This is a genomic window from Rhodococcus pyridinivorans (assembly GCF_900105195.1).
Lineage (GTDB): Bacteria > Actinomycetota > Actinomycetes > Mycobacteriales > Mycobacteriaceae > Rhodococcus > Rhodococcus pyridinivorans.
In genome coordinates, this window is record NZ_FNRX01000002.1 from 2,349,001 (window position 1) to 2,372,295 (window position 23,295).

23 protein-coding genes are annotated in these 23,295 nt (G+C 68.6%); 10 read left to right on the forward strand and 13 right to left on the reverse strand.

What is annotated here, in order from left to right; genetic code table 11:
- Positions 1-13: 13 nt before the first annotated feature.
- The 7 genes from BLV31_RS11235 to BLV31_RS11265 form a co-directional block, all read right to left on the reverse strand.
- Entirely contained in the window at positions 14-904 is an 891-nt protein-coding gene (locus BLV31_RS11235; RefSeq protein WP_064061339.1) for a universal stress protein, read from the reverse strand.
- A gap of 96 nt (positions 905-1,000) precedes the next feature.
- Positions 1,001-1,891: a polyphosphate kinase 2 gene (ppk2, locus tag BLV31_RS11240; protein ID WP_006554492.1), complete on the reverse strand. Its 891-nt coding sequence runs from the start codon at positions 1,889-1,891 to the stop codon at positions 1,001-1,003.
- Between the two features lie 105 nt (positions 1,892-1,996).
- Positions 1,997-2,740 carry a sirohydrochlorin chelatase gene (locus BLV31_RS11245; protein ID WP_006554491.1) on the reverse strand — a complete coding sequence of 248 codons (744 nt, stop codon included), beginning with the start codon at positions 2,738-2,740 and terminating at the stop codon, positions 1,997-1,999.
- Complete coding sequence (locus tag BLV31_RS11250) at positions 2,737-4,071, reverse strand: sulfate adenylyltransferase subunit 1 (protein WP_006554490.1); 1,335 nt, start codon at positions 4,069-4,071, stop codon at positions 2,737-2,739. Before BLV31_RS11250 ends, BLV31_RS11245 begins: the two co-directional genes overlap by 4 nt.
- A 2-nt stretch (positions 4,072-4,073) precedes the next feature.
- On the reverse strand, positions 4,074-5,018 hold the full coding sequence (gene cysD / locus BLV31_RS11255) for a sulfate adenylyltransferase subunit CysD (RefSeq protein WP_006554489.1): 945 nt from the start codon (positions 5,016-5,018) through the stop codon (positions 4,074-4,076).
- Entirely contained in the window at positions 5,015-5,743 is a 729-nt protein-coding gene (locus BLV31_RS11260; RefSeq protein ID WP_006554488.1) for a phosphoadenylyl-sulfate reductase, read from the reverse strand. Before BLV31_RS11260 ends, cysD begins: the two co-directional genes overlap by 4 nt.
- 49 nt (positions 5,744-5,792) lie before the next feature.
- A complete protein-coding gene (locus BLV31_RS11265) occupies positions 5,793-7,508 on the reverse strand; it encodes a nitrite/sulfite reductase (protein ID WP_064061338.1) in 1,716 nt (571 codons plus the stop codon).
- Between the two features lie 392 nt (positions 7,509-7,900).
- Between BLV31_RS11265 and hemW the strand changes: the two genes are divergently transcribed.
- The gene (gene hemW / locus BLV31_RS11270) at positions 7,901-9,124 is read left to right on the forward strand and encodes a radical SAM family heme chaperone HemW (RefSeq protein WP_174556243.1); all 1,224 of its coding nucleotides are present in this window, start codon (positions 7,901-7,903) and stop codon (positions 9,122-9,124) included.
- Positions 9,125-9,164: 40 nt separating this feature from the next.
- Here the strand turns inward: hemW and BLV31_RS25005 are convergent, their stop codons facing one another.
- Positions 9,165-9,314, reverse strand: coding sequence for a hypothetical protein (locus tag BLV31_RS25005; protein ID WP_155738851.1), 150 nt, complete (start codon positions 9,312-9,314; stop codon positions 9,165-9,167).
- Between the two features lie 20 nt (positions 9,315-9,334).
- Positions 9,335-9,688: a type II toxin-antitoxin system VapB family antitoxin gene (locus tag BLV31_RS11275; RefSeq protein WP_006554485.1), complete on the reverse strand. Its 354-nt coding sequence runs from the start codon at positions 9,686-9,688 to the stop codon at positions 9,335-9,337.
- 157 nt (positions 9,689-9,845) lie between these two features.
- Here BLV31_RS11275 and hrcA point away from each other — a divergent pair, with 157 nt between their 5' ends.
- The 4 genes from hrcA (at position 9,846) to BLV31_RS11295 (ending at position 13,786) form a co-directional block, all read left to right on the forward strand.
- On the forward strand, positions 9,846-10,889 hold the full coding sequence (hrcA, locus tag BLV31_RS11280; protein ID WP_006554484.1) for a heat-inducible transcriptional repressor HrcA: 1,044 nt from the start codon (positions 9,846-9,848) through the stop codon (positions 10,887-10,889).
- Positions 10,890-10,938: 49 nt separating this feature from the next.
- A complete protein-coding gene (gene dnaJ / locus BLV31_RS11285; RefSeq protein ID WP_006554483.1) occupies positions 10,939-12,090 on the forward strand; it encodes a molecular chaperone DnaJ in 1,152 nt (383 codons plus the stop codon).
- A 9-nt stretch (positions 12,091-12,099) separates the two neighbouring features.
- Positions 12,100-12,858: a 16S rRNA (uracil(1498)-N(3))-methyltransferase gene (locus BLV31_RS11290; protein ID WP_064061337.1), complete on the forward strand. Its 759-nt coding sequence runs from the start codon at positions 12,100-12,102 to the stop codon at positions 12,856-12,858.
- 115 nt (positions 12,859-12,973) lie between these two features.
- Positions 12,974-13,786, forward strand: coding sequence for an alpha/beta hydrolase family protein (locus BLV31_RS11295; RefSeq protein ID WP_064061336.1), 813 nt, complete (start codon positions 12,974-12,976; stop codon positions 13,784-13,786).
- Here the strand turns inward: BLV31_RS11295 and BLV31_RS11300 are convergent.
- Complete coding sequence (locus tag BLV31_RS11300) at positions 13,730-15,343, reverse strand: MFS transporter (protein WP_064061335.1); 1,614 nt, start codon at positions 15,341-15,343, stop codon at positions 13,730-13,732. The two genes, BLV31_RS11295 and BLV31_RS11300, sit on opposite strands and share 57 nt — an antisense overlap.
- Before the next feature lie 182 nt (positions 15,344-15,525).
- On the opposite strand from BLV31_RS11300, the gene BLV31_RS11305 reads away from it, so the two are divergent.
- From BLV31_RS11305 to era, 5 genes are all read left to right on the forward strand, one after another.
- Complete coding sequence (locus BLV31_RS11305) at positions 15,526-16,128, forward strand: TetR/AcrR family transcriptional regulator (protein WP_170318574.1); 603 nt, start codon at positions 15,526-15,528, stop codon at positions 16,126-16,128.
- A gap of 102 nt (positions 16,129-16,230) precedes the next feature.
- Positions 16,231-17,289 (forward strand): PhoH family protein, encoded by a 1,059-nt coding sequence (locus BLV31_RS11310; RefSeq protein ID WP_006554479.1) that lies wholly within the window; start codon positions 16,231-16,233, stop codon positions 17,287-17,289.
- Positions 17,290-17,338: 49 nt separating this feature from the next.
- Positions 17,339-17,881, forward strand: a complete 543-nt coding sequence (ybeY, locus tag BLV31_RS11315; protein WP_006554478.1) for an rRNA maturation RNase YbeY — start codon at positions 17,339-17,341, stop codon at positions 17,879-17,881.
- Positions 17,882-17,939: 58 nt separating this feature from the next.
- Positions 17,940-19,256: a hemolysin family protein gene (locus BLV31_RS11320; RefSeq protein ID WP_006554477.1), complete on the forward strand. Its 1,317-nt coding sequence runs from the start codon at positions 17,940-17,942 to the stop codon at positions 19,254-19,256.
- On the forward strand, positions 19,253-20,170 hold the full coding sequence (gene era / locus BLV31_RS11325; RefSeq protein WP_024101353.1) for a GTPase Era: 918 nt from the start codon (positions 19,253-19,255) through the stop codon (positions 20,168-20,170). Before BLV31_RS11320 ends, era begins: the two co-directional genes overlap by 4 nt.
- A gap of 239 nt (positions 20,171-20,409) precedes the next feature.
- Here the strand turns inward: era and BLV31_RS25385 are convergent, their stop codons facing one another.
- The 3 genes from BLV31_RS25385 to BLV31_RS11340 all read right to left on the reverse strand — a co-directional run bounded on the left by BLV31_RS25385 (position 20,410) and on the right by BLV31_RS11340 (position 23,222).
- Positions 20,410-20,964, reverse strand: coding sequence for a hypothetical protein (locus tag BLV31_RS25385; protein ID WP_248846270.1), 555 nt, complete (start codon positions 20,962-20,964; stop codon positions 20,410-20,412).
- Positions 20,965-21,246: 282 nt separating this feature from the next.
- Positions 21,247-21,822 carry a TetR/AcrR family transcriptional regulator gene (locus BLV31_RS11335; protein ID WP_033097766.1) on the reverse strand — a complete coding sequence of 192 codons (576 nt, stop codon included), beginning with the start codon at positions 21,820-21,822 and terminating at the stop codon, positions 21,247-21,249.
- Positions 21,813-23,222, reverse strand: a complete 1,410-nt coding sequence (locus BLV31_RS11340) for an amidase (RefSeq protein ID WP_006554473.1) — start codon at positions 23,220-23,222, stop codon at positions 21,813-21,815. The genes BLV31_RS11335 and BLV31_RS11340 overlap by 10 nt, the downstream gene beginning before the upstream one ends.
- Positions 23,223-23,295 lie beyond the last annotated feature (73 nt).

Below are 23,295 nucleotides of genomic sequence, written 5' to 3' on the forward strand. Positions count from 1 at the left end.
CACGCCGGTCGGCTCAGTGGGCCTCGGTTTCCGATCGGTGGTGGGCGCGGCAGATCATGACCGGACAGCAACTGTGATGGATGAGTCCCTGACTGCTCGAGCCGACCACCGCAGCGGCCAGCGGGCTCCGGCCGTGGCTGCCGACCACCACGAGCTGGGCACTCTTGGATTCCTCGAGCAGGACGATGTCGGGCTTGCCCCGCTCGACCCGGTAGGAGACCGCGACGTCGGGGAACCGTTCGGTGTGCCCGGAGGTATGCGACTTCATCTCCTCCCTCCGGTGCTCGACGTAGGCCGTCCAGTCCGTGAACCGTGACCCCTCGCCGTAGGTGAGCGTGGACTGCTCCGTCCAGGTGTGGATCGCGACGAGGGGTGCCTCGAGCGCCGCGGCGGTCGCGAACGCATGCTCGACGGCGGACTCGCTGACCTCGGTGCCGTCCACTCCGACGACGACCGGGCGCCCGTCGGGCGGTTGGAATCCGTCGCGGCTGCGCCACGTCACCACCGGGCATTCCGCGTGGTTGGCCACCGACACGACGTCGGAGCGCCGGATCATCGACTCCCACTCCGTGGTGGTCGTGTGGCCGAGGACGATCATCCGTGCCTCGCGCGACAGGTCGGTGAGCACTCGATCCGGCTTGCCCGACGGAGTGGACCGCCGGACCTCGACCCGGTCGACCGCGCCCCGGTCGACCGCGCCCCGAACTGCCGCTTCCGCGGCGGTCAGAACGGCTTCCTCCGACGGGTCGGTCCCGTCGCCGGAGGTGGGGGGATGAACGTGGACCAGGTCGATCGGTTCGCCGAGACGTCGGGCGACGCAGGCGGCCCACCGGGCCGCATCGAGTGCGCTGTCCGATCCGTCGATGCCGACGACGATTCCGTGACCGACATTGGCTGTGCCCATGCTGCCTCCTCGCGTCACCATCCAGTGTGGTACGGATCGCAGTCTGGGCGCCAGTCCTGCGCACCTCGGCACGCCCGGAGCACGACCTCCCGACAGCTAGTCGCCGACGGCGTCCTTGCCGCGCTGCACGATCCTCGGGTCGGCCGGGAAGACGATCTGACGGTCCTTGTCGTCGTACTCGAACTGGTTGAGGAAGAACCGCATCGCGTTGACCCGGGCCCGCTTCTTGTCGTTGGACTTGATGGTCGTCCACGGCGCCCAGTCGGTGTCGGTGCGCCGGAACATCTCTTCCTTCGCGTCGGTGTACTGGTCCCACTTGTCGAGCGATTCGAGGTCCATCTCCGACAGCTTCCACCGTCGCACCGGATCGAGCTGGCGGATGGCGAAGCGCGTGCGCTGCTCCCTCCGGGTGACGGAGAACCAGAACTTCGTCAGGGTGATGCCGGCGTCCACGACGAGCTTCTCGAACAACGGGACGTGCTCCATGAAACGTTCGTACTCGTCGTCGCTGCAGAAACCCATGACCCGTTCGACGCCGGCTCGGTTGTACCAGGAGCGGTCGAACAGTACGAGCTCACCGGCGGTGGGGAAGTGCTGGATGTAGCGCTGCATATACCACTGGCCCTGCTCACGGTCGGACGGCTTGTTCAGCGCGACGGTCCGGGCGTGCCGGACGTTGATGTACTCCTGGAACCGCTTGATCGTGCCGCCCTTGCCGGCGGCGTCGCGACCTTCGAACACGATGATGTGCTTGGAGCCGTTGTCCTTGGCCCACGACTGGAACTTCAGCAGTTCGATCTGCAGGAGATACTTCTCGACCTCGTAGGTGGCGCGGTCCATCCGGGTGTCGTACGGATAGTTCTCCCGCCAGGTGTCGACGGCCCGGCCCTCGATGTCGATCAGATCGGGGTCCTCACCGTGGTCGTCGCGCACCGAATAGCCCTCCGTGCGGAGCCGATCGATGTAGCGCCGAAGTTCGTTCTGCACGTGAGGCCCTCCCGGATCACCGATGTCGTCGGACGACGACCGTGACTCCGTTGTAGCGGAGGAATGCAAATCGTGCGTGAACTCGGGTGGAGATCCGGAAGTGACTCAGGCCACGCGCAGTCCGCGCCGCCGGTGCACGGCCTCGGTGTAGCGCTCGGTGATCACCCGCGCGACGGCATCGTGCCGGGTGAGGGTCTGCGCGACCCGCACGTGCCCGAGGCTGTCGGCCTCGGCGCAGGCACGGTCCCACAGCAGTCCGGGGGCGAGGATCCACGGTGTCAGCACGACGGTGCGGGCACCGCGGGAGGTGAGGTCGGCGAGGGTCGTCCCCACGGACGGACCGGTCGTGGCGAAGCACGCCGCGGCCTGCGTCCACGCCGTGCCGACGAGAATGCGGGGCACGACCAGCCCGGTCGCCCGGTTCGCTTCGGGGCGTCGCGATCCCACCGCGCACACTGCGATACCGACGGACGGATCGTCGGCCGACACCCCCGTGGCCGTGATGAGATCGCGAGCCGCGTCGACGAGGAGATCGTCGTCGCCGAGGATCGGCGAGCACAGCACCTCGAGCAGCGGATGACGTTGCTGCGCTTCGTGCAACAGGGCCGGCAGATCGACCCGCGCGTGGAAGGCGCTGCCGAGCAGCAGCGGCACCACCGCGACCTGCCGGTGCCCGTCCGCGGCGAGCGCGTCGAGAGCCTGACCGACCGACGGGGTGTTCAGGTCGAGGAACGCGAGTCGCACGTCCAGACCGGGGTTCTCGGCCCGGACGGTGTCGAGCGCGGCAGCCACGGCCTGCGCCGAACGCGGGTCGCGACTGCCGTGCGCGACGGCGACGAGCGGCATCATGCCGGGACGCGGTCCCCGAGCTCGATGTCGGCGAGTCCGTCGCCCACGAGACCCGCGGCGAGGGTGTTGCCCCCGGCCGGATCGATCAGCAGGAAGCTGCCGCTGCGGCGGTTGATGCGGTAGTCGTCCGCGGCGATCGGCTCGGCCACACGCACCGTGATGCGCGCGATCTCGTTGAGCTCGATGCTCTCCGGGCTCGGGACGGAGGAGAGATCCTGCTCGTCGAACCGCTCGTCGATCGTCCCGACGATGGCCTGCGTGATGCGGGTGCCGTGCTTGAGCAGCAACCGGGCGCCCGGGCGCAACGGCTTCTCGGCGAGCCAGCACACGGTGGCCTCGAACTCCGACAGCGGCTCGGGTGCCGCCTCCGGGGTGGCGATGATGTCGCCGCGGGAGACGTCGACGTCGTCGGCGAGCACGAGGGTCACCGACCGGCCGGCGTGCGCGACATCGAATGCGCCGTCGGCACTGTCGATGCGCTCGACGGTGGTGCGGACACCGGACGGCAGCACGACGACCTCGTCACCGGGGCGCACGGACCCTGCCGCGACCTGACCGGCGTAGCCGCGGTAGTCGGGGAACTCGGCGGTGCGGGGACGGATCACGTACTGCACCGGGAAGCGCAGACCGGTCTCGTGCCGGCCGTGCACATCGGCGTCGACGGGAACCGACTCGAGGTGCTCGATGAGCGTCGGGCCGTCGTAGTAGGGGGTGCTCTCGCTGCGCACGGCCACGTTGTCGCCGTGCAGCGCGGAGACCGGGATCTCCTGCACGTCCTCGGGTGCCCAGCCGAGCGAACTCGTCAGTTCCCCGAACTCGGCGGAGATCTGCGCGAACACCGAGGCCGGATCCTCGACGAGGTCGATCTTGTTGACCGCGAGGACGAGCTTCGGCACACCGAGCAGGGCCAGCACGGCGGCGTGCTTGCGGGTCTGCGAGACGACACCCTTGCGCGCGTCGACGAGCAGGACGACGAGCTGCGCGGTGGACGCACCCGACACCGTGTTGCGGGTGTACTGGACGTGACCCGGGGTGTCCGCGAGGACGAAGCTGCGCTTCGGCGTCGCGAAGTAGCGGTACGCCACGTCGATGGTGATGCCCTGCTCACGCTCGGCGCGAAGGCCGTCGACGAGCAGCGAGAGGTCGGGGGTGTCGAGGCCGCGGTCGACCGACGCGCGGGTGACGGCGTCGATCTGGTCGGCGAGTACGGACTTGGTGTCGTAGAGCAGTCGTCCCACCAGGGTGGACTTGCCGTCGTCGACCGAACCGGCGGTGGCGAGGCGCAGCAGCTGCGTGTCGCTCTGCACGCTCTGCTCGTGAAGGTCGCTCATGATCAGAAATAGCCCTCTCGCTTGCGGTCTTCCATCGCCGCTTCGGAAACCCGGTCGTCGCCGCGGGTGGCGCCGCGCTCGGTCAGTCGTGATGCCGCGACCTCGGCGAGGATCTCCTCGTTCGTGGAGGCCTCGGACAGGATCGCGCCGGTGGTCGATCCGTCGCCGACGGTGCGGTAGCGCACCGAACGCGTCTCGGGCTCTTCGCCCTCGGCCGGACCGCCCCAGACACCCGGGGTCATCCACATGCCGTCGCGGCGGTAGACGGGGCGCTCGTGCGCGTAGTAGATGCTCGCCAGTTCGACGTTCTCGCGGGCAATGTAGCGCCAGATGTCGAGCTCGGTGAAGTTGCTCAGCGGGAAGACACGCACGTGCTCCCCGGGTGCGTGCCGCCCGTTGTACAGATTCCACAACTCCGGACGCTGACGCTTCGGATCCCACTGGCCGAATGCGTTGCGCAGCGAGAAGATCCGCTCCTTGGCGCGCGAACGCTCCTCGTCGCGGCGGCCGCCACCGAAGACGGCGTCGAACCGGTTCTCCGAGATCGCGTCGAGCAGCGGCACGGTCTGCAGCGGGTTGCGGATGCCGTCGGGACGCTCGGTGAGCCGGCCGTCGGCGAGGTAGTCCTCGACACTCGCGACGTGCAGTCGAAGGTTGTACTTTTCGACGACGTGGTCGCGGAACTCGAGGACCTCGGGGAGGTTGTGGCCGGTGTCGACGTGCAGCAGCGCGAAGGGCAGCGGCGCGGGCCAGAACGCTTTGATGGCGAGGTGCAGCAGGACGGTGGAGTCCTTGCCTCCCGAGAACAGGATGACGGGGCGTTCGAACTCGCCCGCGACCTCGCGGAAGACGTGGATCGCTTCCGACTCGAGGGCGTCGAGGGTGTCGAACCGGTTGCCGTCCAGCAGCGTCCGGGTCTCGGTGGGATTCGTATCGGTGAGTGTCATGAGGCGTGCAACCCGCATTCGGTCTTGGCTCGGCCGGCCCAGCGCCCGCTGCGCGGATCGGCTCCGGGAAGTGGTTTGGTGGTGCACGGGGCGCACCCGATGGACGGGTAGCCCTCGTCGACGAGCGGATTGACGAGGATCCCGTGTTCGTCGATGTAGTTCTGCATGTCCTCGTCGGACCATGCCGCGATCGGATTGATCTTCACCAGTCCGAACGCGTCGTCGAACGAGATGAGCGGTGAGTTCGCGCGGGTGGGCGCCTCGACACGGCGGATTCCGGTCACCCAGGCGCGGTAGCCCTTCAGGCTCTCCTTCAGCGGCACCACCTTGCGCAGGCGGCAGCACTCGTTCGGGTCGCGGGCGAACAGATCCTTGCCGAGCAGGGCGTCCTGCTCCGCGACGGACTGCTGCGCCCGGGCGTTGACGATGTTCACGCCGTACACCTGCTCCACCGCATCGCGCGTGCCGAGCGTCTCGGCGAAGTGGTAGCCGGTGTCGAGGAACAGCACGTCCACGCCGGGGCGCTGCTGCGCGGCCAGATGGACCAGGACACCGTCCTGCATGTTGGACGCGACGATGTACCCGCTACGTCCACCGTCGGTGGTGGGGGTACCGAAGGTCTCGTCCGTCCACCGCAGGAGTTCCTGCGCCGACGCACCTTCGAGTTCTGCCGCCCCCTGCGCGGCAATACTCCGGAGCTCGTCGATGTTCGTATCGATCGTCATCGCGTCCCTTCCCGATCCGTCTTCGTGTCGACCGCTGCAGCAGTGCCCGTCATCGCAGGTCTGCCTCCTCGGCGCGGACGACCCATTCGCCGAAGCGCTCGCCGGGCGTGCGCTCCTTGACGAAGGTGCGCACCACCCGCTCGATGTAGTCGCCGAGCTCGGCGCTGGTGACCTTGTGCTGGCGCAGCTTGCGTCCGAACTTCGCGTCGAAGCCCAGCGCACCGCCGAGGTGCACCTGGAAACCTTCGACCTGGTTGCCCTCACCGTCGTCGACGAGTTGACCCTTGAAGCCGATGTCGGCGATCTGGGAGCGCGCACACGAGTTCGGGCAGCCGTTGATGTTGATCGTCACCGGGACGTCGAGCTGCGCGTTGATGTCGGCGAGACGCTCCTCGAGCTCGGGCACGAGGGCTTGCGAACGCTTGCGCGTCTCGACGAAGGACAGCTTGCAGAACTCGATTCCCGTGCACGCCATGAGATTCTTGCGCCACGGCGACGGCGAGGCCGGCAGACCCAGCGCCTCGAGCTCGGTGACGAGCTGCTCGACCTTGTCGTCGGCCACGTCGAGCACGATCAGCTTCTGGTATGGGGTGAACCGGATCCGGTCGGAACCCGCACGTTCGGCGGCGTCGGCGACCTTCGACAGGATCGTGCCCGAGACACGACCGGCGATCGGCGCGACACCCACGGCGTTGAGGCCGTTGCGCAGCTTCTGGATACCGACGTGATCGATGGGACGCTCCGGTGCGGCCGGGGCCGGGCCGTCGATGAGCGGACGCTTCAGGTACTCGGTTTCGAGCACCTCGCGGAACTTCTCGATGCCCCAGTCCTTGATGAGGAACTTCAGGCGTGCCTTGGACCGCAGCCGCCGGTAGCCGTAGTCGCGGAAGATCGCGACGACGCCTTCCCACACATCGGCGACCTCCTCGAGCGGCACCCAGGCGCCGACCCGCTGCGCGAGCATCGGGTTGGTGGACAGGCCGCCGCCGACCCACAGGTCGAAGCCGGGGCCGTGCTCGGGATGCTCGACGCCGATGAAGGCGACGTCGTTGATCTCGTGCACGACGTCCTGCTGGCCGGAGATCGCGGTCTTGAACTTGCGCGGCAGGTTCGAGTACTCGGGGTTGCCGATGTAGCGGCGCACGATCTCGTCGATCGCGGGGGTGCCGTCGATGATCTCGTCGAGGGACTCACCGGCGAGCGGCGAACCGAGCACGACGCGAGGGCAGTCGCCGCACGCCTCGGTGGTCTTCAGGCCGACCGATTCGAGACGACGCCAGATCTCGGGGACGTTCTCGACCTCGATCCAGTGGTACTGGACGTTCTCGCGGTCGGACAGGTCGGCGGTGTCGCGACCGAACTCGGTGGAGATACCGGCGATCGTCCGCAGCTGCGCGAGATTCAGGGCGCCGGCGTCGCAGCGCACCCGCATCATGAAGTACTTCGCCTCGAGCAGGTCGATGTTCTCGTCACCGGTGTAGGTGCCGTCGTAGCCCTGCTCGCGCTGGGTGTACAGACCCCACCAGCGGAAGCGGCCGCGCAGATCGCTCTTGTCGATTCCGTCGAAACCGGTTTGCGCATAGATGTTCTCGATACGCTTGCGGACGTTGAGCGGGTTGTCGTCCTTCTTCGTCTGCTCGTTGGCGTTGAGCGGCTCCCGGTAGCCGAGGGCCCACTGGCCTTCGGCGCGACGCTTGGCGGGACGCGCGCGGCGGGCGGGAGTGGCCGACTCGTCGGCGGGCGTGACGTCGGTGGTCGACGACATACAGGGTCTCCTGATACTCGCTGGAACCGGATCGACGAGCGCAGGAGGGAGCTGACCTCGTGCACGCATGCTTCGACCCGGCGGGATCTGGGATGTGCCGGGGAGTGCCGACTAGAGACAGTCGGCGCAGAGACAAGCGGCGCAAGGCAGACAACAGGATGCGCAGACGCGCTTGAAGTCGACGTGGCGTCGCGCCACGAGTCGCACTCCGTGTCCTGTCATGCGGACCATTGTGCCACGTCACCGGGACGATTCCGAATTGCGGGCGGTATTTCCACCCGATTTTCGGGAAATGTCGAGGTAGGGGCGTCGCGCGCGGAGCCGCCCTTCAGGTCTCTGGAACACTGGAGGGCGTGAACAGCACTGAGATCGGTCGACGCACCGGCACGGAAATCGGTATCGCGGGTCGTCCGGCCGGTCTCGAACTTCCCGCTTCGGCACTCGCAGGAGTGGGGACGCGACCGTTCGGTGTGTACGTGCACGTGCCCTTCTGCGCGACCCGCTGCGGCTACTGCGACTTCAACACCTACACGGCCGGGGAACTCGGCAGCGCGGCGTCGCCGCAGTCCTGGCTGGAGGGTCTGCGCCGCGAACTCGACGCCGGTGCCCGGCTGCTGTCCGAATCCGGACGACGGACTCCCGCTGCCGAGACGGTCTTCGTCGGCGGCGGAACACCCTCGCTGCTCGGCGCGGACGGTCTCGCGCAGGTGCTCGACGCGATCCGCGACTCGTTCGGGCTCGCTCCCGGCGCCGAGGTGACCACCGAATCGAACCCGGAGTCGACCTCCACGGAGTTCTTCTCGTCGATCCGCGAGGCCGGATACACCCGCGTGTCGCTCGGCATGCAGTCCGCGGCGCCCCACGTGCTGGCGGTCCTCGACCGCACCCACACACCCGGGCGTCCCGTCGCGGCGGCGAAGGAAGCGCGCGCGGCCGGTTTCGGCCACATCAACCTCGATCTGATCTACGGCACTCCCGGCGAGCGCGACGCCGACCTCGACGCCTCCCTCGACGCCGTGCTCGAAGCGGGGGTCGACCACGTCTCGGCGTACGCGCTCATCGTCGAGGACGGCACCGCCCTCGCTCGCCGTGTCCGTCGCGGCGAGCTGCCGGCTCCGGACGACGACGTGCTCGCATCGCGGTACGAGCGGATCGACGCGCGACTCGCCGACGCCGGGATGACCTGGTACGAGGTGTCCAACTGGGCGAAGGCCGATGATCCGTCGGCGCGCTGCGCCCACAACCTCGGTTACTGGGACGGCGGCGACTGGTGGGGCGCCGGGCCGGGCGCGCACAGCCACGTCGGTGGCGTGCGCTGGTGGAACGTCAAGCATCCCGCCCGTTACGCGTCGACCCTCGCCGACGGAGTCCTGCCCGTCGGGGGCAGCGAACATCTCACGGCCGAGGACCGGCACACCGAACTCGTCATGCTCACCGTCCGGCTGCGCACGGGCCTGCCGTTGTCGGAGCTCGACGACGGTGAGCGCGAGGCAGCAGAGACGGTGGTCGCCGACGGGCTCGCCGTGGAGCGCGACGATCAGCTCGTGCTGACCGACCGGGGCCGGCTGCTCGCCGACGCGGTGGTCCGCACCATCCTGCTCGGCGCGGACGACTGACCGTCCGGTCGCGTCATGCTGCTCCGACCGACCGGTCGCGTCATGCTGCTCCGATGCGCTCCGAGTCGTAGACCGACAGCCGCCCACGGTTCTCGACCACCGACACCCAGTGCTTCTCCGACTCGGTCCGGCCGTCGACGGTGACGAACGTGAGGGTGACGATCACACTCGACACATCGCGGGGCTCCACGGTATCCACCCTTGATCGGGCTATGCGGGCGACGGGCCCCGAACCTCGGCGCCCGGGTCGGGCACGCCACCGGGAATCAGCACGTCGTACTCGAAGACACGCACGTGCAGCACCGTCCGGTTCCGCAGCGCGGACTGCACGGCACGGTGGAGTCCGTCCTCGAGGTACAGCACGCCCTGCCACTGGACGGCGTGTGGGAACAGATCGCCGTAGAACGTCGAGTCCTCCGACAACAGCCGGTCGAGTTCGAGCACCTTCGTCGTCGTGACGATCTCGTCGAGGCGCACCTGGCGGGGCGGAATCCTCGACCAGTCGCGCAGAGACAGTCCGTGATCGGGATACGGCTTGCCGTCCCGGACGCCCTTGAAGATCATGTGAACACATTACGGGGGACGCGCCGAAGGCGTCGCTTCCGGTTCGGGGTGGTATCGCACACGTGCCCGACACCTTCGAGGTCGTCGCGCGATTAGACTGGCAGGGTACGGCCCCGAGAGGTGCAGTCCTGCAGGCGGCGGAAACGGAGGTGGCGGGTTGTCGAGTACCGAGGAGCGGAGATTCACGGTCTTGCGCGCCATCGTGGCGGATTACGTGTCCACCAAGGAGCCGATCGGCTCCAAGACTCTCGTCGACCGGCACAATCTCGGAGTGTCCAGCGCCACGGTCCGCAACGACATGGCTGTGCTCGAAGCAGAGGGATACATCACACAGACCCACACGAGCTCGGGACGCGTGCCCACCGACAAGGGCTACCGCCAGTTCGTCGACAGGATCGCGGAGGTCAAACCGCTCTCGTCGGCCGAGCGCCGCGCAATCCTGCAGTTCCTCGAATCGGGCGTCGACCTCGACGACGTGCTGCGCCGCGCGGTGCGGTTGCTCGCGCAGCTCACCCGCCAGGTCGCGGTCGTGCAGTACCCGACGCTCTCCGCGTCGTCCGTGCGACATCTCGAGGTGGTCGGGCTGACACCGGCGCGGCTGCTGCTCGTGCTCATCACCGACTCGGGCCGCGTCGATCAGCGCATCGTCGAACTCGGCGACGTGATCGACGAGGACGGCCTGTCGCGGTTGCGTGAGCTGCTCGGCGGGGCATTGACCGGCAAGCGGCTCGCCGCGGCCTCCGTCGCAGTGACCGAGCTCGCCGACAACGCACCGGACGATCTGCGCGACGCGCTCATCCGGTGCACCACCGTGCTGGTGGAGACCCTCGTCGAGCACCCCGAGGAGCGTCTCGTGCTCGGCGGCACCGCCAATCTCACCCGCAACGCCGCCGACTTCGACGGCCACGGCATGCTGCCGGGCTCGTTGCGTACGGTCCTCGAAGCCCTCGAGGAGCAGGTCGTGGTGCTCAAACTGCTCGCGTCCAGCCAGGACGCAGGCCGGGTCACCGTCCGCATCGGTGAGGAGACCCAGTTCGAGGAGATGCGCACCACCTCGGTCGTGTCCACCGGCTACGGGGCCGCGGGTACGGTCTTCGGTGGTCTGGGAGTGCTCGGCCCCACCCGGATGGACTATCCGGGAACCATCGCATCGGTCGCCACCGTTGCGAGATATATCGGTGAGGTGCTCGGCGAACGCTGAGCACCGTCCATTTTTGCTCTGTAGAACGACGTAAGGACGAGAACCAAACGTGGCACGGGACTACTACGGGACGCTCGGCGTGTCCAAGAACGCGACCGACCAGGAGATCAAACGGGCGTACCGCAAGTTGGCGCGCGAGCACCACCCGGATGTGAACCCCGACGAGTCGGCGCAGAAGCGTTTCCAGGAGATCTCGGCCGCCTACGAGGTGCTGTCGGACCCCGAGAAGCGACGCATCGTCGACCTCGGCGGCGACCCGCTCGAACCCGGTGGCGGCGGTGCGGGCGGCTTCGGCGGCGCCGGCTTCGGTGGCGGCCTCGGTGATGTCTTCGAGGCGTTCTTCGGTGGTGGGGCCGGCGGTTCCCGCGGTCCGCGCGGCCGCGTCCAGCCCGGCGCCGACTCGCTGCTCCGCACCCGCCTGACCCTCGAGGAATGCGCTCGCGGCGTCACCAAGACGGTCACGGTCGACACCGCGATCCTGTGCGACGCGTGCACCGGTTCCGGCACCCACGGCGATTCGAAGCCCGTGCGCTGCGAGACCTGCGGTGGCGCCGGTGAGGTCCAGTCCGTCCAGCGTTCCTTCCTCGGCCAGGTCATGACGTCCCGCCCGTGCCCCACCTGCCGCGGTGTCGGCGAGACGATCCCGGATCCCTGCCGCAAGTGCGGTGGTGACGGCCGCGTGCGCGCACGCCGCGAGGTCACCGTCAAGGTGCCCGCCGGCGTCGGCAACGGGATGCGCATCCGCCTCGCGGCCCAGGGCGAGGTCGGCCCCGGCGGCGGTCCTGCCGGCGATCTCTACGTCGAGGTGCTCGAACAGCAGCACGAGGTTTTCGTGCGCGACGGCGACGACCTGCACTGCACCATCCGCGTGCCCATGGTCGACGCTGCGCTCGGCACCAAGGTGACGATCGAGACCATCCTCGACGGCCCCACCGAGATCACCATCGATCCCGGCACCCAGCCCGGTTCGGTCTCGGTGCTGCGCGGCCACGGCATGCCGAAGCTGCGCTCGGGTACGCGCGGCGACCTGCACGCGCATCTCGAGGTCGTGGTGCCGAGCAAGCTCGATCACAAGCAGACGAAGCTGCTCGAGGACCTGCGCCGGCACAGCGACCGGGAGCATGTCGAGGTCGTGACCACGGGTTCGCAGAACACCGGCGGCCTGTTCTCGCGCCTGCGCGACGCGTTCAGCGCCCGTTAGGTCGCTCGGGTGGCCGCGACACTGTTCTACCTCGACCCGCTGCCCGACGAGGGGCGGACGGCCGTGCTCGACGGCAAGGAGGGCCGGCACGCCGCGACGGTGCGCCGTATCGCGGTAGGCGAGCGGCTCGTGTTGTCCGACGGTGCCGGTGAGGTCGCCGACGTCGAGGTCACGGCGGTCGCGAAGGACCGGCTCGAAGCGCTCGTGCTCGGTCGTCGCGTTGTCGACCCGCCGCGTCCGAGCGTGACCGTCGTGCAGGCGCTGCCGAAGTCCGACCGGTCCGAACTCGCCGTCGAACTGGCCACCGAGGCCGGCGCCGACGAGTTCGTACCGTGGCAGTCGGTGCGCTGTGTCGCCCGGTGGGATGCCAAGGCGGACAAGGGTGTTGCCAAGTGGCAGGCGGTCGCGACGTCCGCGGCGAAGCAGTCGCGGCGCGCGCACGTGCCGACGGTGGCCGGGTTGCACCGCACACCCGAGGTCGTCGCACGGGTCCGCTCGGCCGTCGAGCGCGGCGACGTCGTCGCGGTGCTCCACGAATCCGCCACGATCCCCTTCGCCGATCTGCCCGTGCGCGACGTCGATTCGCTGACGCTGATCGTCGGTCCCGAAGGCGGACTCGACGACGCGGAGGTCGAGACCCTCGTCGACGCGGGCGCGGTGGCCGTCGGTCTCGGCCCCACGGTGCTGCGCACCTCGACCGCCGCGGCCGTCGCACTCGGCGCGATCGGTGTGTTGACCGACCGGTGGCGTACCAGGCCCCTGCACTAGGGATCGCTTGCGGGTCCCGATTCTCTGTGCTGAGGGATCGCTTGCGGGTCCCGATTCTCTGTGCTGAGGGATCGCTTGCGGGTCCCGACCATACGTATCGAAGGAATTTCCTCTCTTGGCTCGTACGAAGATCGCCTACGGCACCCACTCGCAGCAGTTCGGGCACGTCTTCCTACCCGACCCCGCGACGGTGACGGGGCCCGTTCCCGCCGTCATGGTCGTTCACGGCGGTTCGTGGCACGGCCGCTACCAGCTCACCCTCGGTACGGCGCTGTCCGTGGAACTCGCGCGTCGCGGTGTGGTGGCGTGGAACGTCGAGTACCGCCGTCTCGAGGCCGGTGGCGCGTGGGACGAGATGTCCGCCGATGTGGTCGCGGCGTACGAGACGATCTTCACCGAGGTCGTTCCGCACGCGCAGCGCGGCGGTGTCGAGGTCGATCTCGACCGTGTGCGGCTCGTCGGTCACTCTGCGGGAGGCCAGCTGGCGGTGTGGCTCGCGGGTGAGAGCACGTCGGTGCGACCGGAATTCGTGGTTTCGCAGGCGGGTGCGCTCGACCTCGTCACCGCCGGGGAGCGCGGTCGTCGCGTGGAGGCGTTCGAGGCGCTCTTCGGTGCGTCCTACGCGGAGGCACCCGAGTGTTATCGGTCGGCCTCGCCGATGCACCGGCCGCCGATCGGTGTGCCGGTCGCGGTGCTGCACGGCACCGCCGACGAGCAGGTGTCGGCGAGTGTCGCGCACCGTTACGTCGACGCGGCCGACGCGGCAGGAGATCCGGTGTCGCTGGAGCTGTTCGACGGTGAGGATCACGTCGCCTTCCTGAACCGGAGCACCCGGGCCTGGGCGCGATCGCTCGACCTGCTCACCGTCCGGTCAGTGGCCGATCTCGGCCTCGCTGCCGGTGCGGGTGTGGAGTCCGCGGGGGAGTAGCGCGGTGACCGCCGCGGCGCCGATGAGCAGGACGATGCCGGCGACGAGGCTCGCGGACGAGATCGCCTCGGCGAACGCTGCGGACGACGCGTCGAGCAGCGGTTGTGCGTACGACGCCGCGAATGGGTTCGCCGCGAGTTCCTCCGCGACGATCGCCGCACCGCCCACCGAATCGCCGGCCGCCTCGATCGCCATCGCGGCCTGATCGGCCATCGGACCTGTCAGGTCCGCCAACGGCAATCCGTCGAGGAACCCGGAGATCTCGCGGTGATAGGTGGTCGCGAGGATCGAGCCGAGCACGGCGATGCCCAGCGACCCGCCGAATTCCACTGCGGTGTCGTTCAACCCGCCCGCCGCTCCGAGGTCCGAGTCGGGGAAGCCGCCCATGATCAGGTCGGTGGACGGGGATGTGGCCAGGCCGATGCCCAATCCGAGCAGCAACAACGAGATCAGAAAGGGCGTGAAGCCGGAGGCGCCGTCCGTGACGGTCAAGGTGAGGATGCCTGCCGCAGCGGCGACCATGCCCGTGCCCACGAGGACCCGCGCACCGAGTCGGGGCGCGAGCCGGCCGCTCAGCGCCGCGCCGAGCGAGACCGTCACCGCGAGGGGAAGCAGACGCAGACCGGTCTCGAGCGGGCCGTAACCGAGCACGAACTGGAACTGCTGCGCGACGAAGTAGATGGCGCCGAAGGCGACGAGGAAGAGCAGTAACACCGACACGCACGCACCGCCGACGGTCCGGTCCGCGACCCGACGCACGTCCAGCAACGGCCGGGGGTGGCGAAGTTCCCACACCACGAAGAGCACCGCGGCGATCACCGAGCCGATCGAGGTGGCGATCACCCCGGTGCCCCAACCGAAGTGGAACCCCTCGATGATCGCGTAGACGATTCCGCCGAGAGCAGCGACCGACAGGGCGCCGCCGACCCAGTCGGTGCGGGTGAGATCGTCCGCCTTCGAGGCCGGCACGAGGATCAGGGCCGCGATCGCGGCGAATGCCGCGATCGGCACGTTGATGAGGAAGGTCGAACCCCACGAGTTCGATTCGAGGAGCCATCCGGCGAGCAGGGGACCGAGCGCAATGGCGAGTCCGGACGTGGCGGCCCAGGCTGCGATCGCGCGGGCACGCTCGTGCACGGGGAACATCGCGACGAGCAGCGACAGTGTCGCAGGCATGATCACGGCGGCGCCCACCCCCATGACGATGCGCGCGACGATCACGTCGCCGGCGCTGTCGGCGAACGATCCGTAGACCGCGCCGGCGGCAAAGACGACCAGGCCCGCCAGCAACGCGCGACGTCGTCCGTATCGATCGCCGAGCACGCCGAACAGCAGCATCAGCGCGGCATAGGGGACGGTGTAGCCGTCGATGATCCACTGCATGTCGGCGCTGGTGAGCTGCAGTTCGCGCAGCATGCCGGGTGCGGCGACGATGAGCGAGGTGTTGGCCATCACGACGATGAGCAGGCTCAGGCACAGCACCGCCAGTCCGGCCCAGCGCAGCCGGTAGGGTTCCTTCGCTGCGGTCCCTCCTGCGAGGGTCACGGCAGTGGGCATGGGCTCTCCTCGGGTGCGACACGGGCCGGGGACCTGAGCCCCGATCTACACGGTGGTGTGCAAATTACGCAGCTGCACATCCGTGTGCAACTAAAATGAAAGACAGATCACAGTCGGCGGAAGAGGGCGAGAACGTGGAGAACTCGGTCACACGACCGCGAACCCGATTCAATGCGAACCGCATGCGCATACTCGACGCTGCGGTGATGTGCTTTGCGGCCGACTCCGACGCGAGCATGGACGATGTCGCCAAAGCCGCGGGTGTCGTCCGCCGCACCGTCTATGCGCACTTCCCCAACCGGGAAGCCCTCGTCGAGGGGATCGTCGACGACGCCTCGACCGCACTCGCCGAGGCTCTCGACCACCCCGAGCCGGACGATCCCGCGGTCGCGCTCGCGGTCGTGGCGTTGCGGACCTGGCCCATCGGCGACCGCTACCGCGTGCTGCTCTCCTTCGCCCGCAAGGAGATGGGAGAGCAGCGCATCGCCGAGCTGGTCTCCCCGGTGCGCTCACGTGTCCTCGGGCACGTCGAACGCGGCCTCGCGCAGAGCCAGCTCTCCGACTACCTACCGGCGCCCGTGCTCGTAGGGATGATGGAGGGCCTGACGATGGCCACACTCGAGCAGGCCAATCTCGGGCTGGTGGACGACTCGGGCGACACGATCGTCCTGGGCAATCTCGTGCTCGGTGGGGTCTCACCCGACCGGGCACCCGGGATCCTCGCCGAGGCACGGCGGTGGCTCGCGGAGGCGGGTTCTGGTGAAGGCGGAATCCAACCCCGCTGAAACTCCCTGTTGCGGGAGGGTGCGCTTCGTCCGGCGCTAGACTGGCACGAACACGACGACCGTCGTGCAGGAGCCGAACCGAAAGCAGGACGTACCGTCCACGTGAGTGAACCAGACCGACCCCACGAGCCCCCCGAATTCGAGCCGACCACGGTCAAATCGAGCCTCGACCTCCCCTCGGAGGCCGCAGCGCCCCTGCTCGGAGCCGCGGACGAGAATCTGATCGCCCTCGAAGCCCTCCTGGCGGCGGACATCCACGTGCGGGGCAACACCGTCACGCTGACCGGAGCGCCCGCCGACGTCGCCCTCGCGGAACGTGCGCTCGCCGAACTCGTCACCATCGTCCGTCGCGGACAATCGCTCGCGCCCGACGCCGTGCGTCGCACCGTGGGCATGCTCACCCAGGGGCTCTCCGAGTCGCCGGCCGACGTGCTCAGCCTCGACATTCTGTCGCGGCGCGGGAAGACGATCCGGCCCAAGACCCTGAACCAGAAGCGGTACGTCGACGCGATCGATGCCCACACCATCGTTTTCGGTGTCGGACCGGCTGGTACGGGCAAGACCTATCTCGCCATGGCAAAGGCCGTGCAGGCGCTGCAGACCAAGCAGGTCAACCGCATCATCCTCACGCGTCCCGCCGTCGAGGCAGGGGAGCGGCTCGGCTTCCTGCCGGGCACCCTGCACGAGAAGATCGACCCGTATCTGCGTCCACTGCACGACGCGCTGCACGACATGATGGATCCCGAGGCGATCCCGAAGCTCATGCAGGCCGGGGTCATCGAGGTCGCACCCCTGGCGTACATGCGTGGCCGCACCCTGAACGATGCGTTCATCATCCTCGACGAGGCGCAGAACACCACCGCCGAACAGATGAAGATGTTCCTCACGCGTCTGGGCTTCAATTCCAAGATCGTCGTGACGGGCGACATCACGCAGATCGACCTGCCCGGCGGCGCCCGTTCGGGTCTCGCCGCCGCCACCGAGATCCTCGACGGCATCGACGACATCCACATCGCGCGACTCGACAGCAGCGACGTCGTGCGGCACCGGCTCGTCTCCGACATCGTCGACGCCTACAGCCGTTTCGAGGCCACCCGCGACGGCGACGGGATCCCCGGCAACCGTGCTCAACGTCGCGCGCAGCGGGTGCAGCGTCGATGAACGCCCTTGTAGATCAACCGAATACCGTCGTGCAGAAGGAACTCCAGTCATGAGCATCGAGATCTCGAACGAATCGGGAATGGACGTCTCGGAGGAGGAACTCCTCGACGTCGCCCGTTTCGTGATCGCCCGGATGGATGTGCATCCGGCGGCGGAGTTGTCGATGGTGCTCGTGGACCTCGACACCATGGCCGATCTGCACGTGCGGTGGATGGACCTTCCCGGCCCCACCGACGTGATGTCGTTCCCCATGGACGAACTCGAGCCCGGGGGGCGTCCGGACGCTCCCGAACCGGGACCGTCGATGCTCGGCGACATCGTGCTGTGTCCGCAGTTCGCCGCCGACCAGGCGGCGAAGGCCGGTCACCCGGTGGCCCACGAACTCGCCCTGCTCACCGTGCACGGCATGCTCCACCTCCTCGGCTACGACCACGCCGAACCGGAGGAGGAGAAGGAGATGTTCGGCCTGCAGAACCAGCTCCTCGCCGAGTGGTACGAGGAGATCCGCCGCGCCGAGCACGAGGCGCGGCTCGCCGCCCGCGACCGGAAGTTGCTGGGCAAGGCCGGTTTCGTCGACACCCCCGAATCATGAGCGGCGACAGTGCGAGCCATCGTGATCGGACGGCACCGATCGAGGGAGTGACGATCGCGTGAGTACCGTGCCCCTCGTCGTCCTGGCGGTCGTCCTGGTGGTGCTCGGCGGCCTGTTCGCCGCCGTCGATTCCGCGCTCAACACCGTATCCGCGGCGCGCGCCGAGGAACTCGCGAAGGAGGGCCGCCCCAGTGCGCGCCGCCTGCTCGGTCTGCTCGACGATCGGCCCCGCTACGTCAATCTGACGGTGCTGCTGCGCATCCTCTGCGAGATCACCGCCACCGTCGTGCTCGTCGGTGCGTTGCTCGCCGTGCTCGACCGCACATGGGCGCTCGTCGTGGGCGCTGCGGTGATGGTGATCGTCGACTACGTCGTGATCGGGGTCAGCCCGCGCACGCTCGGACGCCAGCACGCGTACCCGATCGCGCTCGCCGCCACCGGACCGCTGCGGGTACTCGGTGTCCTGCTCGGTCCGATCAGCCGAATCCTCATCAGCGTCGGCAATGCGGTCACACCCGGTCGCGGTTTCAGGAACGGCCCGTTCTCCAACGAGATCGAGCTGCGCGAACTGGTCGATCTCGCTCAGGAGAGCGGGGTCGTGGCCGACGAGGAACGCCGGATGATCCAGTCGGTGTTCGACTTCGGCGACACCACCGCTCGCGAGATCATGGTTCCACGCCCCGAGATGGTGTGGATCGAGGAGACCAAGACGGCCGGTCAGGCCACCTCGCTCGCCGTCCGCAGCGGGCACTCGCGGATCCCGGTGATCGGTGAGAACGTCGACGACATCCGCGGTGTCGTCTACCTCAAGGATCTCGTCCAGCAGACCTACTACCACCGCGACGGCGGACGCAGCGTCTCCGTCGCCGACGTCATGCGACCGGCGGTCTTCGTGCCGGATTCGAAGCGCCTCGACGATCTGCTCGCCGACATGCAGCGCGACCGCAACCACATGGCGATCCTCGTCGACGAATACGGCGGCATCGCCGGTCTCGTGACGATCGAGGACGTCATCGAGGAGATCGTCGGCGAGATCGCCGACGAGTACGACACCGGGGAGATCCCCGACGTCGAGGAACTCGGCGACGACACCTACCGCGTTTCCGCGCGACTTCCCGTCGAGGACCTCGGCGAACTGTTCGACATCGACATCGAGGACGACGAGGTCGACACCGTCGGCGGACTCCTCGGCTACGAACTCGGCCGAGTTCCTCTGCCGGGTGCGGAGGTACGGACCCACGGCCTGCTGCTCCGCGGCGAGGGCGGACCGGACGTCCGCGGGCGGGTGCGTGTGAGCACCGTCTTCGTGCAGCGCGTCAGCCCCGAAGAAGAACCCACCGATACCGATACGGCCACCACCGAGGAGCATGCATGACCGACACCGACTTCCGTTCCGGCTTCATCTGTTTCGTCGGCCGGCCCAACACCGGGAAGTCGACGCTCACGAATGCGCTCGTCGGCAGCAAGATCGCGATCACCTCGTCGCGCCCGCAGACCACCCGCCACACCATCCGCGGCATCGTCCACCGCGACAACGCCCAGCTCATCCTCGTGGACACCCCGGGACTGCACCGCCCGCGCACCCTGCTCGGCCAGCGGCTCAACGACCTGGTGCAGGACACCTACTCCGAGGTCGACGCGATCGGCATGTGCTTCCCCGCCGACGAGAAGATCGGCCCCGGCGACCGCTGGATCCTCGAGCAGGTGCGCCACATGGCGCCGAAGACCCCGGTCATCGGCATTGTCACGAAGATCGACAAGGTGGGCAAACAGCAGGTCGCCGCGCAGTTGCTCGCCGTGTCGAAGCTCCTCGGCGAGAACTGCGAGGTCGTGCCGGTCTCCGCGGCCTCGGGTGAGCAGGTCGAGGTCCTCGTCGACGTCCTCGTCTCGCACATGGAACCCGGACCGGCCTTCTATCCCGACGGCGAGCTCACCGACGAGCCGGAAGAGACCCTGATGGCCGAGCTCATCCGCGAGGCCGCCCTCGAAGGTCTCGGCGACGAGCTGCCCCACTCGCTCGCCGTCGTGATCGAGGAGATCACCGAACGCGAGGGTCGCACCGAGAAGCAGGGCGAGATGCTCGACGTGCACGCCCTGCTCTACGTCGAACGGCCGAGCCAGAAGGGCATCGTCATCGGCAAGGGGGGCGCGCGGCTGCGCGAAGTGGGCACCGCCGCACGCACCCAGATCGAGAAGCTCCTCGGCGTGAAGATCTACCTCGACCTGCACGTGAAGGTCGCGAAGGACTGGCAGCGAGACCCCAAACAGCTGGGCCGTCTGGGATTCTGACGCCGAGCCCTACGGGGTGGACGCGGTGATCGGCCGGGCGACCCACATCGACGCGAGGTAGGTCGGTGCCGACGAACGCGCTGAAGCGGTCGATCAGTTCCGCCGGCCGCGGTGTCATGGTGACGGCGGCGGAGACGTCGAAGCGGCGACAGCGGCGACGAGCAATCCGCTCACCACTGGGATCGCGAGTCGTCGCACGAGATCTCCGACCGGGACGCGGCAGAAGCCCGCGACCACGATCAGCGACGACCAGATGACGCGGGTGCCGCCGCCGGTCCAGGTCGCGGCGTTCTGCGCAAGGGCGGCAAGCGTTGCGGTGTCCGTTCCGGCCTGCGGGGCGAGCGCAGCGGCGATACCACCGGTAAGCGGCAGACCGGCCCAGCGGAGCCGTCCAGACCGATGAGCATGCCGATCAGGATCATGCTGAACGCGGCGAAGAGACCGTTGTCGGGAATGCGGGTCTGGATGCTCTCGACGGCGTCGAACAGGAAGGCCGGCCCGGTGCCGTCCTCGAGTCCCAGGATCGAGCCGGAGTAGTCGGGGATGCCGGGGTACACGAATCCTGCCACCGGCAGGATGATTCCCATGGCCTTGAACGCGTGGACCAAGCCGTCGACGAAATGGGTGGCGCAATGTTCGAGGGCCACGCCCTGTCCGGAAATCGCGAGGGCGATCAAGGCCGAGCGGCGGCAGCCCGGCCTTGATCGCCGCCGGGAGCAGCACGGCACCGATGATCGCGAGAGCAGGTGTGGGCAGAAGAACAACGACAGCAGATAGGTGACGACGAACAGCACGACGTAGGCGATACGGCCGTTGATCATCCAGCGCCCGAAGGGACGCACCATGAGTTCGTCGGCGCCGATGGTGCAGCATCGCCGCGAGCATCGATGGGCGGCACCGCCGTCGTCGGCCGGAACATGTCGATCCCGAAGAGTCGGACAGGACTCGGCAATCGGCCGACCAACCACTCGCGACGCGAAAGAATTGTGCACACGGCATAATTCGTGACGGTGGTGTTTCGTCGCGGACGCGGGTGTGAACGCGTCGTCACGCCGGGGCCGGTGACCGAAGAGAACTCAGCGACGCGTGGCCGCCGCGCCGTGCAGCAGCAGCAGAACGGCCTCCGACAGATCCGGCTCCGTACCCGTCGACAGGCGGCGCAGTTGCAACCCGGTGATGGTCGCGACGACCGTCGGGGCGATCGTCTCCGGATCCGGCACTCCCAGCGCGGAAAGGACGGAGGCAGTCAACGCGTCGTAGGCACGCCAGCAGCGTTCGGCGACCCGCCGCAGTTCCTCGTCGCGCCCCGCCTGCACATAGAGCTCGAAGGGGGCGATGCGTTCGGCCGTGAAGGTCAGGTCGTGGGCGACGCGTTCGGTGAGTTCGGCGGCCTCCGTCAGCGACAGGGCCCGGGATCGATACTGCTCGGCGAGTTCTCGCAGCCGCTCGGTCTCCTCGTCGACGAAGAACTCGAGCGCGGCGCGCAGCAGGTCGGCCTGGGTGGGGAAATGGTAGGTGATCGAACCGAGCGACACTTCGGCGCGCGCCGCGATGCGCCGGTTCGTCACCCCGGCGACCCCGTCGGTGCCGACGAGATACAGGGTGGCGTGGACGATCCGCGAGCGGGCGTCGTCGCGCGTGGTCACCACCATCGCTCCGGGGTGTGTTCGTGCCAGCGCAGCACCGATTCGAGTTGGGAGGCGAGGGACACCAGCAGCGGTTCGGAGTTCGCCGGGCCGAGCAGCTGGGCACCCACCGGCAGTCGCTCCTCGGTGAAACCCGCGGGGACGTTGATCGCGGGCCAGCCCAGCACGTTCCACGGCCACGCGTAGGGGCATGCGCCGGTGATGACCTTGTCGGTCGCCCAGCCGCCGATGCCGTCGATCGCCGTCACCGGCAGCGGCGGTGTGGCAGTGGTGGGGGCGAGTACGACGTCGAACCGGTCGAAGATGCGGCCGACCCGACGGTGCAGTCGCGGTTCGACCGCGCGCGCCGCCCGCAACGGATAACCGTGCAGGAACCGGCCGGTGCGGGCGTTGGCGCGGGTGCGCACGTCGGCGAGGGACGGGTCGGGCAGGCGGTACAACCAATCCTCGATACCGGCCATGGATCGAGGGAGGAAGGTGAGACCGAACGTCATTCCGTAGTCGGGATCGGCGAGCGTCACCTCGTGGCCGAGATCGCGCAGTACCGCGGCGAGTGCGGCGATGCGGGTGCGGACGCGGGCGTCGAGGCTGGTGGGTGTCGCGGTGAACGGGATCTTCAGCGACAGAGCGATGTTCAGTCTGCCGGGATCTCGTCCCACGGCGTCGGAGACGGTCAGCGGCGCGCACGCGTGCCGGTCGCCGGGGTGGTTCCCGGACACGACGTCGAGGAGCAGGGCCGCGTCGGCGACCGTGCGGGCGAGTGGGCCGTGCGTGGTGAGTCCGTTGAAGGATTCGGCGTCGGGCCACATGGAGATCCGGCCGCGTTGGGGCTTGATGCCGACGAGATTGGACCACGAGGCGGGGATGCGGACCGATCCGGCGCCGTCGGATCCCAGGGCGGCCGGCACGAGTCCCGCCGCGACGGCCGCGGCGCTGCCACCCGACGAGCCGCCGGGGGTGTGGTCGCGCGACCACGCGCTGCGGGTGTGCCCGAAGGCGTCGCCGCCGGTGAGCGGCCACTGGCCGAGTTCGGGGGAGTGGGTCTTGCCGACGATCACCGCGCCGGCGGCCCGCAGGCGACGCACCACCTCGGCGTCGGTGTCCTTCGGGGCGAAGGTGCCGGCGCAGCCGAACATCGTCGTCTCGCCGACGATGTCGGTGTCGTCCTTGATCGCGATGGGGACACCCAGCAGGGGGAGGCGTTCGCCGTTCGCGCGGCGCCGGTCGGCCTCGCGGGCCTCGTCGAGTGCGGTGGTGCGGCGCACGACGCGGAAGGCGTTCAGGTGCGGTTGCGATTCGTCGATCCGGTCGAGGCTCGCACGGACGAGGTCCGTGGAGGTGGTCTCGCCGCGGTCGAGTGCCTCGACGGTCGCCTTCAGGTCGCGCAGGTCGGTTCGAGCGTCCATTCGTTCCCCCGTTCGTTCGAACGAACAATAACGCGTTCCCGTTCTGGGTGTCGAGTCCCTTCGTGGACCGTCC